At 59.4% G+C, this 13,098-nt stretch carries 1 protein-coding gene; it reads right to left on the bottom strand.

Translation table 11 applies throughout. The features are described 5' to 3' along the window. Positions 1 to 2: 2 nt before the first annotated feature. The gene (locus ACA074_RS11855) at positions 3 to 13,094 is read right to left on the bottom strand and encodes a hemagglutinin repeat-containing protein (RefSeq protein WP_497679070.1); all 13,092 of its coding nucleotides are present in this window, start codon (positions 13,092 to 13,094) and stop codon (positions 3 to 5) included. Positions 13,095 to 13,098: the final 4 nt, after the last annotated feature.

Below are 13,098 nucleotides of genomic sequence, written 5' to 3'. Positions count from 1 at the left end.
GATCAATCCCTCAAAATTCTATGGCCATTGGGGTTAGCCATCACATTCACATTGATATTTGGAAAGCGTTCCTTGAATTGCGAAATAGCGTTACTACAACTGGCGCAGACCTTTAGCTCGCTAAAAATGTCTATCGTCCCGCTGGCGTTTTTATAGCCTCCTAGCATGTCAGAAATATTGTCAAGTATTTTGTACTCAGCATCTGTGTCTCTATCGATAGGGCGACCGGTTGCATTATTAACAACCTTAGACTCCAGGCTTCCGCTACCTCTACCCACGAAACCGCTCATGGCATCATCCACCCCACTGTGAGCAGCCATATTTGCAGGTAGGCCATCAATATGCACGTCTGCCACCGCCACGTTACCTTCGCGTTTGAGATTATCAGGTAGCAAAGCCCTTAGATCCGCAACTTGATCTTGCTTCACTTCCAACCATTTAGGATTACTAGGCCCCAGATTTTCAGCTCCGTACAGAATTCTATTGATCTCAACCCTTTGATCGACAGTTGCCGGATGATAAGGATCGCCTTCGACTGTTGGTTTTCCGCCGCTAAATCCATTCGGTTTGTCCTTTGCAACAACTTCGGCAATCGACTTTTTCGCCGCCTCCTTCTTCGCCAGCATCTCCAAAACCGCATCAATAACGGCCTTACCACCTCGAAGGCCGGTCATTGAAAGGATCGCGTCATCGATCGCGCTGACCGACAGGATTCCTTTACCCGCTATTGCCGACAATCGCTCCGCTGCATCCGCCACATCAGACGCGTAAGTGGAGATTTTGGTCAGATCATTTTCATACTGAGTCGTCTGAGACTTACCAAACTGACTCCAGTGCTGGTAAACCGCTCCCGGCCCATAAGTCCCTGCAGCGTTGAACAAAGTGGAGTCGTTGAATTGTGCATCTGTCGCATTGAACGCATAAACCGGTGCACCGTTGGCGATGATCGGTCGACCATCACTCCAAGTCAGCGGGATTTTCTGATCGGACAGTTGGGTGATTGCTGCATACGCATCGCCCATATCTTCAGCGAAGTTCCTTGACTCAGGATCATTGCCGACAGTTTTCTGCATGACGCTTTTCAAGTGCTCCAGACCCGCCGCATCTACTTCAGCACCCGCGGCGAGCAGCAGCAAATCTTCCCAACGAGCACCCGAGCGCGAGGCCCCATGCGCTTGCAAATCCTCTGCTTTTTTCTTCAGCAGCGGGATCTCCTGCTGCTTGTGCAATTGGCGGTTGAACATATCAACGCTGGAGGCAGCGTTAATCGCAGTGGTCGCGCCCGTTGCTCCACCACCAGACCCCGCTGCTGCGCCAAGACCCGAAGCAATCAAGGTGGCCAACGCATCCTGCTGCTTATCGTTCAGACCGCTATCTTTCAGTGCCTTGGCAATCATCGGCATCAAAGCAGCAGAGACGCCTGCGCCTAACGCTCCGGCTGCGACGCTGCTGCCCGACAACCCCATCACCGCACCAACCAGCGAGTGCAGCATGACGCGTGCAACCCCGCCTTCGGCCCACGCCGCTCGAGTGACGGCATCGGTAGCGTTGTGTTCTTGCTGCGTGGCGTAATCGCCGATTTTTTTGAACGCATCGTTAGCCGTGGTGTTGGCGATGACACCGATGGCTGTCGTACCGCCCACGCCTCCGAGGCCCACAGCAATCAAACCTGCCGCGACATCCGCCATGATGCGTTTATCACCGCCCACTCCCCAACTGATGTACTCATCGAGCGCGGCCTTACGCTCCTCGTCGGTCGTAGCTGACTTCAATTTGTCAGCGGCCGCTTGCTGCTGGGCGTTGGCCACTTTGCCGATGATGTTTCTCGACAGCGAGACCGTGCTCTGAATCAGATCAATCCGCTCTTGAATGGCTTTTTGATCAGGTTTGTCCAGAGTTTCATTGGCATTTGCGGTATCGCGATTCAGCCCGACCAGATCGTTTACGCCTGCCGAATTGCGAACGATGATGGTGCCTTCGCTAACGGCGCTGCGAGTCTTGCTCTGATCCGAATCTTCAAGCGCCAGCGGAATACTGCCGCCGACACTGGTGCCGGACTTGCCGCCATAAGACAGGGAAATGCCGGCCGACTGGGCACTGATATCACTCGTGTTTTTGATGTCACTGACGAACAGGCGATCAGTGCTGAGCAGGTTCTTGTCCGGTGTCGCTTCACTGGCAATGACCGCGCCTTGCAGGGTCGTATTTTTGCCAACGGTGATGTCGTAACCACCTTGGCCGGCGAACAGACCGCTCTGATCGGTCACGGCCTTGTAGTCGCTGTTCATGTTGCCCGCGGCAAGGCTTGCAGACCCAGTCACGGTTGCGCCATAGCAGAACGGCGGGATACAGATGCTCGCGCCGATACCGGCACTGCCCTGCTTGCTGCTCTGGGTCTCGGTGTCCTGACGCGAGGTAATGTTGAGGTTACCGTCAATCAGCGCCTTGATACTGTCGGCGCGGACTTGCGCACCCGCTAACGTTGTGTCGTTGCCGCTGTGCAACGAGAGAGATCCGGTATCAAGGGTTGTATTGACCTGGGTGACCGAGCTTCCGGTTCCTTTGCTCTTGGCAACAGACGCTCCGAGATCAAGGGTAAATCCGTTTTGCTCGCCCAGGTTAAAGCTAGCGCCGATGGCGGTTTTGTTATTGCTGCCGTTGTTGGCCCAGTCAGCCGTGTTCTGCGCGCTCTCCAGAACGATGTCGTTCTTGGCAATCAACGCAGTGTCGGCGGCTTTCAAGCTGCTTCCGATGACGTGAATATCACCGACAGTTCCCGGCGCACCGCCATCAGCGATGATCAACAGGTTCTGGCCGGCATTAATCGTGCTCTGTTTGGCGGTCTGACTGTTGTACTCACTGGTGCTCTTGCTGTGGGTATTCGCCAGTTCAGTACCGATTTTTATCAACGAGCCATTGCTGGCGGAACCCTGTTTTTTCCCATAGTCGGAGCCTGCACCTTCAGCACTTCCCGCCATACCGCCAAGGTCGTTCAACGCCATGGCGGCTTGAGCGTATTTGACCGCTTTAAGGCGCGGATCATCGGCGTTTTTCGCTGCTTCGACCGAGTTGTGAATCGTGTTGACCGTATCAACGATCATGCCACCAATAACCCGGCCTACCCCCAGGCTGCTGGATTTGTCGGTACTGCTTTGGCTCGAGCTTTCCATGCCCGCAGCAATGGCCACCTTGGAGCCGGTCAGGCTCATGTTTTTAGTGCTGACCAGATCGCTGGCGATCACGCTAAGCTCACGACCACTGGAAAGGCTGACGTTGCCAGCACTAGAGCCAATGGTGCTGCCAGTCAAAGTGGTCTGGGACGATTGGCCAGTATGATTCTGACTACCGACAGACAGATGCTGGTTACCGGTGATGTCATCGACCCCAAGGTTGTTAGCGGTCAATATACCGGTCAGGTCGCGGTTCTTTTCCTTGTGCAGTTCATTACGGGTAAACGTGTTTTCCGCGGCGTTGATGGTCAAGTCGCGACCGGCCTGTACCTTTAGATCCTGGGTGCTGACCAAGGCTGAACCGGTAATCGTCGCGTCTCGACTGGCCACCACATCTACAGTGTTACCCGAAATCATGCTGCCGACTGCCGTCGTTTGCGTTTCGGAAACCTGATCCTTGACCTTGCTCGACTTCAAGCCGCCCCAACTACTTTTGCTGGAGCTGCTTTCATGGCGGACGCTTTGTGAGTCAGTGACAGCAACGATTTGCATGTCATTGCCTGCGACCAGTTTCACACCACCTTTTTCAGAGGCAACTTCACTGCCCTTGATGAGCATGTCGTTATTGGCAACCAGCGTTGCATTGCCCCCCGACGTTACCGAGCTGGCGATATTGGTGGTGCTGGATTGCTCGTCAAGGCGGCTTTTCTTACCGGAAGAGCTTTTCTTGGTCTTGCTGTAGAAGCTGTAATCCGTGTCTTGCGCCGATTGCAGCGCCAGATTGGCACCCGCCGTCAGATAAGCCTCATTCCCTGCACTGACCCGACTGGCAATCAGGCTCAAGTCTTTACCGGCGTTGAGCAAGACAGTCCCGCCAGCAGTCAGGGTTGTGGAAACCTGACTGACATGATCCTCCTGACTGGTCACCTTTTTGGTCTTGGTGTATGAGTGCTCTTCATCCGCCGCCGAGGCCAGGGTCAGGTCACCCACGGCGCTCATATCTACGTCGCGTTTGGCGTCGATCTGGCTGGCAATGGCGGTGACATCGCGACCTGCACTTACGATCAGACTCTGACCGGCATTAATGGCCGAACCATACTGAGTAATATTCTGATCCGTGTGCAGACCACGTTGCCCGCCTGAGACCTGCTCGGCCGAAACGAGGTTGACGTCACGCCCGGCATTGATCGTGGTGTCCAAGCCGCTTTTCAGAACGCCACCGGTGTTGTTGAAGTCCTGTCCAGCCTTGATGGTCAGACTGTTGGCCGCTTCGATACGCGCAGCACTGTCCACAAAGTCGCTGCGCTCACTGCGGTAGCCGCTGTCGCTTTCGTGGGTGGTGACGGTGCGCTCGTTGATGATGTCGCCACGGGTGGCGGTCAACGAGACTTCTTTACCGGCAATGACGCCGCCGGATTTGTTGATCAGGTTGTTGCCGGCCAGCAGGTCGAGGCGATTGCCTGCCTCGATCAGGCCGCTGTTGACCAGGTCGTTGGTGGCGCTGGCCGAAAGGTTGTTGTTTGCCTTCAAGGTACCGGCGTTGTTCAGGTCCTTGCCGGCGATCAGCGTCACGTCGCTGCCCTGGATCAGGGCGCCATTAGGGGCCAGGCGATTGTTGGCATTGGCCAGGTACAGCACTGGCACCAGTACTTGCTCGCCGTTCACTTCGGCGTTTTCCATCCAGACGATGTCGTGGGTCAGCGCCGCGACTTGTTCGGAGGTCAGGCTGACGCCCACCGAAAGATTGAGCTCGTTTTTGCTGGTGAGCGCGTTGTCCATCAGGTATTTGAACAACTCGCTGTTAGACGTTTTACCGTCGATAAAACGCTGACCGGTACGGGCGACCACGGCTTGCTGGATCAGGGTCTGCTCGTAGAGGCCATCACCCAGACGTTTGGCACTTTGATCAGGGTCGTAGCCGAGATTGGACAGCAGGTAGTCCGAACTCATGAACTGCTTGAGGTCGGTCAGTACCGGGTTGGTTTCAACCAGGTATTTCTGCGGATTGGATTTGCCCGTACTGGTCGGAACGCCCTGCACCCGGTTGATGGTGAACGCGGTGGAGCGACCCGGCAGGGTCGCGCCGCTGACGTCAGCTGCCGGCGTGCTGACGTCGATCGCACTGGCACCAACCCCCTGTTGCTGGGCCTGGTGATCGACGGTGCTCAGGTTGACGCTGCTGGCAGAGGCCGAAGCATTGTTGGTCAGGAGAATGTTGCGCGTCTGCACGCCTGGCAACGTTTGATCGCGCTGGCTCGGGTTGACGCTGGCGCCGCCCATGGTCCAGCTCTGCGGGCCGGTCGCTACCGGGGCGGTGCTTTCCTGACCGCTCAGGCGGAACAGGCCGTTCTGCCCGGTCGGCAGCGCGAAGCCCGGCAACACCACCGGATTGACCTGCTGCTGGGCGAGGTTCGGCGGCAGTTGCTGATTGACGGTGACGCGCGTTGAGAACTGGCTGCCACCCGCACCGGTGCCGGTGCGCGGACCGCTGCCGATATAGGTGTAGCCCGGGCGTACAACACTGTTATCAATGTTGTTCTGGGCGGTGATGTTGACCGCGCCTGCGGCCTGGATCACGGCGGCGTAGCTCTGGTCGCTGCCGGCGATTTTGCGGGTGCTGCCCAGCCCCGGGATTTCCCGTTCAGTCATGCCGATGAAGTTGGCGATACCGCCCTGCAGACCACCCAGATTATTGGCGTCGTAGCCGCTGCTTTCATACCAGTACTGGTTGGTGAAGGCGCTTGCGGCGTTGTACCAGGCACCGGCGCCGCGGGTGCGCTCGGACATGTAGATGCGGGTGGTTTCGGTTTCACCGGTTTCCACGCCACTGTTGGTCAGGTTCGCCACGCTGGCATTGAAGTTGCCCGCCGTGGCGATGGTGCTGCTCTGGTTGAGCAGGTCACCGCCATTGATGATCAGGTTGCTACCCGCGGTGATGCTGGACGCAGCGCTGGCCGCAGTGACCTCGAGTTTTTCGCGCTGCACGATTTCCCACGCGTGGTTCTGCTTGCCGCTGCAGTCACCGGCGTTGACCCCTTCGATACAGGTGACTTCACCGATGCGCGCGGTGTAGATGCCGGCGTTGTTGACCGTGAGCACGTCGCGGATGTTCTGGATCGAGCTCGCCGCCAAGGTCATGCTGCCGTCGCTTTGCAGCGATGCGGAGCGGTTGACGATAGTGTTGGCCAGCCCGCCCTGGCCATCGCGGTCAATCATCAGATTGCCGAGGCTGTAGACGTTGCCGTAGTAGTTATTGAAATCGGCGACCCGCAGCGACATGTTCCTGCCGCTGAAAATCAGGCCCTTGGCGTTGACCAGATTACCGGTGGTCAGAGTCAGGTCAGTGCCGGCAGCCGTGGTGCCGTAGTTGCGCACGCTGCCGGCATTGATGGTCATGCCCGCGCCGGAAGTCAGGCGACCGGCGTTGTCCAGTTGGCCACCGACATTGAGCGTGGTCTGGCCACCCCCGGCGATGCTGGAGGTGGCGCCCGTAAGGCTGACTTGCGCCGCGTTCAGGGTCAGGTTGCCCTGACTGGTGAGGCGCCCCGCGCCCCAATAAGCGGCACCTAGGCCGACGTTCATGCTGCCGTCACTGGCCAGCAGACCTTCGTTGAACCAATTGACGCCGTTGCCGGTGAAGCTGTCGGAGGCGAGCAACTGGCCGCTGGCGGTCTGGGTCAGGTTGTTGACGTTGACGGTCAGGCGCCCGGCCTGAATCGAACTGCTGTTGGTCCAGGTGTCGGTGTTGATGGTCAGGCCACCACGGGTCACGAGTGTGCCGCCGGCGTTGATGACGTTGTTGGTGGAGATGTCGAACATGCCGGTGCCGACGTGCAACAGGCTGCCACCGGTATTGAGGAAGCTGCCGGCGCCGAGCATCAGGTCGGTGTTGGCGGTTTCCAGCGTGCCATTGCGGTTGTCGAACAGGCCGCCAATCTGGAAGTTGGTTTTGCCGCTGATGCCGAGGGCACGCAACTGGCCGGTCTGGTTGTCGAGACTGGCGGCCTTGATGGCCAGGGTGCTGTCGCTCTCGATGATGCCCAGGCGGTTGTTCAGTGCTCCGGTCAGGTTGAGGTCGATCTGTTGGCCGGCGATTTGGCCGTCGTTGTCGCCGCTGTTGTCAAAGTTATTGCCGGTGACGTTGATTTTGCCTTTGGCGTAGAGCCCGCCATTGCGGTTATCGAAGTTTCCGGTGACGACGATAGCGTCGCCGCTTTGTGCGGAAATGCGGCCGCCATAGTTGTCGAGGCCCATCGCCGCATTGAGGTTCAAGCGCTGGCCCTGGATCACCCCACCCTGACGATTGTTGTTCAGGTCATAGCCGTTTTTCAGTACCCCGGTCAGGCGTGCGGTGAACGCCGCTTGCAGGCTGGCGAGGACACCGCCACGGCTATCGAGATGATCGGCTTTGATGGAAAGATCACCGTTGGTAGCGAGGATCCGGCCGCTCTGGTTATCGATATCGCCGTTGCTGACAACGGTGACTGCGCCTTGGGCCTGTACGGTGCCCTTGGCGTTGGCAAGGCTGGCGGCCTGGACTTGGAGGTCGCCGTTCTGGCTGTAGATCAAGCCGTCGGCGCTGTTCTGAATGGCGCCCGGCGTGGTGATCGTCAACAGGCCGCTGGCGGCGACGGTGCCACGATTGCGGTTGTCCAGACCACCGCTCAACAGGGTCATCAGGCCCTGGCTGGCCAGTTGGCCGCCCTGGTTGTTGATCTGCGTGGCGCGTTGCAGCAGCAGCGCGCCACCACTGGCGAGTTTGCCGTTGGTGTTGGTCAGGGCACCAAGCAGGTCGAGGGTAACGGCGGCATTTCCGGCCAGACTGCCACCGGTGTTATCCAGGGTGGTGCCGGTGAAGCTCAAATCCTGCGTGGCGTTGACGGTGCCGCCGGCGTTGCCCAGCGTCATGGCTTGCATTGCCAAGGTCGCATCGGTGGCGATTAGACCACCCGCCGCATTGTTCAGCAGACCGCTGACAGTCAGGGTTTGCGCACCGGTGCTGGAGACCACGCCGTTGTTGCTGTTATCCAGATTCGCTGCGGTGACGCTGAGGTTCTTCTGGGTAACCAGTGCTCCGGCGCCGCTGTTGAGCAAGTCCCCGCTCAACGTCACGCTGAGGTTGCCATCACTGGCAGACAGCGTGCCCTTGTTGCGGTTATCGAGGCTGGCAGCGTTGACCGTCAGTCCTTGTACACCGGAGATCACCCCGTTCTGGTTGACCAGTGCACCGGTGTTGATATTCAGCAGATGATTGCTCACCAGCTTGCCGCCGCTGTTGTCGAGGCTGCGGGCGACAAGATCGATACTTTGGCTGCTGGCGATCTTGCCGCTGCGGTTGGTCAGGTCACGCAGGTGTTGAATGCTCAGCTGGCCTTCGGTGGTGATCAGGCCACCGTCGTTGTTCAGGTCAGCAGTGGTCGCGCCGAAATCAATGGCGATGGCACTGCCCAACAGGGAACCGCTCTGGTTGTTCAGGCCATTGCTGTTGACGGTCAGGCCAGTGGTGGCATTGATCAGCCCCTGGTTCTGGTTGGTGAGCAAGCCGTCGACGTTCAAGTCAAGATTCGCGCGGCTGGTCAGTGTGCCGCCGCTGTTGTCGAGGCTGGCGGCTTTAATGTCCAGCGCGGCGGCGGCAATCAGGCCTTTGATGTTGGTCAGCGCCTGATCGATGCGCAGTGTCACCGCCTGATTGCTGAGCAGTTTGCCGTTGCTGTTGTCGAGGCTACGCGCCGTCACGGTGAACGCCTGGGTGCTGGAGATCTCACCGCCGTTGTTGTTGACGTCTTGAAGATTCTTGAGCATCAGCAACGGCGCGCCGATCAGGCCGTTCTGGTTGTTCAGTTGACCGTGATTCAGATCCAGCGCCAGCGAGGTATTGCTGAACAGCTGGCCGCCCTGTTGATCCAGACCGGTAACGTTCGCGGTCAGCGCGGCGACGCTCGCGATGCGCCCGCCGTCCTGGTTGGTCAACTGGGTCGCCTTCAGGTCCAGCGTATCGCCACTGTTCAGCTTGCCGTTGTGGCTGTTATCGAGCGTACCGGTCTGCACCACTACCGCGCCTTTGGCGCTGAGGCTGCCACCGTTGCTGTTGTCGAGGCTGGCACTGGTGAGGTTGAGGCTGGCGTCGGTGACGATCTGGCCCCCGCGGTTGAGCACCACGCCGGTGGTGGTCAATGTCAACGGCCCGGCAATGGACAGGCTGCCGAGGTTGTTGGTCACACTCGCCGCCGTCACGCCAAGGCTGCCCTCGGCACTGATCAGGCCCTGACTGTTATTCAGGTCGCCGCTCAGGTCGAGTTTCAGATTGCTCTGGCTCAGGAGCGCGCCCGCAGTGCTGTCGAGGCTGCGTCCGGTCAGCGTCAGGTCGGTCTTGCCCGAAAGCAGGCCTTTGGCGCGGTTGAGCACTTCATCAACGGTCAGGCTCAACGCACCTTGCGCAATCAGCTTGCCGCCATCGCTGTTGTCCAGACGACTGCCGACCAGCGTCACGTCAGCCTGGCTGGACAGCTCTCCGCCACGGTTATCGACGGCAGCGACCGTCAGTTGCAGCGCATTATTCGCGCCGACGAGGCCGCCGTTACGGTTGTCGAGGCTGCTGCCGGTGAGCTTCAGCCCAGCGGTTGCCACCAACTCACCGTGCTGGTTATTGAGAGTCGCCACGTTGGCGATAACCTCGGCTTTACCGGCGATGTGCCCTTCGCTGTTGTCGACGCTGTCGGCTTTCAGGTTCAGTTCATCATCAGCGATCAGCGTACCGCCTTGGTTGACCAGTTGACCGTCCACCGTAACCCCGAGGGTGCCACGGCTGGTGATCAGGCCGCCGCCGTTGTCCAGGCGAGCGCTTTTGACATCCACGCTCTGCGCGGAAATCAGGCCTTTGACGCTGGCCAGCAGTTGTTCGATGCGCAGGGTCAGGCCCTGATTACTGATCAACTTGCCGTTGCTGTTATCGAGGTTTTGCGCGGTCAAGGTGAACGCCTGGGCGCTGGAAATTTCACCGCCCTGGTTATCGACATCCTTGAGGTTTTTCAGCACCAGCAGCGGTGCGTTAATCAGGCCGTTACGGTTGTTCAACTGGCCGTGATTGAGGTCGAGGCTCAGGGACGTTTTGCTGAACAGTTGACCGCCCTGCTGATCGAATCCGGTAACGGTCGCGGTCAGTGCTTTTTCGCTGGCGATCCGGCTACCGGTGCCGTTGCTCACTCCAGTCGCGTCAAGGTCCAGGGTGTCGCCGCTGATCAAACTGCCGCCGGACGCGTTGTTGAAGACACCGGTGGTCAGCGCGGTCGCTTTCTTGCCGCTGATCAAGCCGCCCTGACTGTTATCCAGACTTTGTGAGCCAAGGATCAGTCCGCTGTCGGTGGCGATCAAACCCGCCTGGTTATTCAGGTTGCCCGTGGTGGTCAGCGCCAAGGCGCCGGCGCTCGCTAGGTGACCGCGCGTGTTATCGAGACTGCCCGCGTTTACAGTCAGCGTCCCCTCGCTGCTGATCAGACCCTCGATATTGCTCAAGGCGTTGTCGAGACGAATGTCCAGATTGCCCTGTCGAGTAACGAAGCTGCCGCCGCTGTTGTCCAGGCTCTGCCCGACCAGCGTCGAGGTGCCCACACTGAACAGTTGTCCGAGTGTCTGATTGATGACCCGGGCCACGGTCAGGCCAAGGGTGGTCCCGGCCAGGATCTTGCCGCTGTCGCTGTTGTTCAGGCTTTGACCGGTGACGGTCACATCGACGGTGCTGGAGATTTCACCACCGCGGTTGTCGACGTCATCGACCGTCAGTTTCAGCGCGTTTGTGGCGGCTACCAGACCGCCCTTACGGTTATCCAGTGACTGGCCGGTGAGCAACAAGGTGCCCGGGGCTACCAGCTTACCGCCCTGGTTGACGAACTGCGCCACGTTGGCGGTGAGATCGGATTGGCTGGAAATGCGCCCGGCGCTGTTATCGATGCGCGTAACGCCGATAATCATCGGCCCTGTCGCACTGAGCAAGCCACCACGGTTATCCAGTTGCGTGCCGCTGTAGTTGACGGCGGCCTGGCTATCGAGCAGGCCCGTGTCGCGGTTGTCGAGTGTGCCAACGCTGAGTTGCAGGTCTTTGGTCGCGCGAACTTTACCGCCGCGGTTGTCCACGGAATCGCTGCGCAGGGTCAGGCGATCCTTGCCGACCACTCTGCCGCCGCGGTTGTCGAGGCTGCCACTCTGGACATCGACCAGCCCTTTGGCGCTCAGGTCGCCGTTCTGGTTGTCGAACACGCCAGTGATGCGCGCGGTCAGACTGCCGTCGCTGACGAGACTGCCCTCGTGGCTATTGTCCAGGCTGGCGGCGGTAATGCTGACGTTCGCAGCGGAACCCAACACACCGTTGCGGTTGTTCAGCGCACCGATCAAACCGATGTTCAGCGCCACGTCACCCGTGACCTGGCCGTCGCTGTTGTCGAGGGTGACCGCGTTGATACCGAGGGTACCCGTACTGGAAATCTCGCCATCGTGGTTGTTCAGCTCGCCGATATCGGCCTTCAGGTTGCCACTGCTGGTAATCACGCCCTGCGTGTTGAGAACTTTTCCGGCGCTCAGTTGCACGGTGGTATTAGCGAGGACGCTGCCGTTGTTCTGGTTGTCCAGCGTGCCGGCAACGATGTCGACGGATTGCGCGGCGTTCAAAGCGCCGCCCTGATTGTTCAGGGTTTGCGTTACGTTCGCCGTTACGTTGCGACTGGCGATCACGCTTTTGCCACTGTTGTTGAGATTCTGCGCACGCAGGCTCACATCGCCCGTGCTGTTGCGGCTGTTGTCGGCGTTGACCCCGGCTTCGATGATGCCGTTGTTGATCAGGGTGCCGCCGGCGCTGAGGCTGATGCTGTCGCGCGCGGCGAGGCTTTGCTGGTTGCTCAGGTCGCCCTGGGTTCGTACGTTCAGCGCGGTGCCGGCGTAGACCGGACCGTGGGCATCAAGGCTGCTGGCCTTGACGTTCACGGCAGTGGCCGCCGAAGTCTGCGCGAGGGTCAATTGACCGTTGGCATCGATCTGGATATCACCACCACTGGCGGCCAGATTGCCCGCCAGTTTCACCCCGACCCCGGCCTCGGTACCGACCAGTTTGATCGCCCCGGCGTACATGCCGCCCAGCGCCGAGGAGTCGATGGCCAATTGCGGTTTGACGCTGCCATCATCGGCGCGCGCCGTGGCATTGAGGGTTTGCGCGTTGACGTCGTTGCGCCCGGCGACGATGGTCAGGTTCTGCGCCTGAATCTCGGCGTTGATCTTCGCGCTGCGGGTGATGATTTCGAAGCGGTCGACGTTATTCGCGTTGAGGCCGGAACCTTCGATGACCACAGAGCCCTGATCGACCTGGAAGCGATCCAGGTGGCCGTTATCGAGCACCGGTTTACCGGTGGTCAACGTCACCCGTGGCGCGTTGATGAAACCGCAGCCATTACAGGTGATGCCATACGGGTTGGCGACGATCACCCGTGCCGACTGCCCCGCTACCTCGGTATAACCGCGCAACTGGCTCGGATTGCCGCTGACGACTTCGTTGAGAATCGCCTGCGCCGAACCGCTGTTTTTCAGGTTCGGGTTGCCGATGATGTGCCCCCCCAACTGGGTGTTCGACGTCTGGGTCGCACCGTTGTTGAGAATCACGCCCTGAGCGCCGACGTTGTAATCGTGAAACTGGTTGTGCGACAGCCCGCTGCCATTGGGCGTGGCGATGTTAATGATCGGCACGCCGTTGCCGGCCCGATCCAGCGAGGTGTTCGGGTTGGCCACGACAATTCCATCCGCCTGCGCCCACATCGGTTGCCAGAACATGACGTTCGCCAGCAGGAACGCCAGACCGCGTTTTGGCATGCCCAGGAAGTGTTCGCGGTGTTTTACGGCAGCAGAAGGCTGACCGGCCGGGTAGGCGAATTGACGGATGTCCATGTCA

Source organism: Pseudomonas sp. LBUM1655, assembly GCF_059716085.1.
The sequence above is the reverse complement of the archived record's forward strand: the minus strand, read 5'-3'. Positions and strand labels throughout refer to the sequence as shown.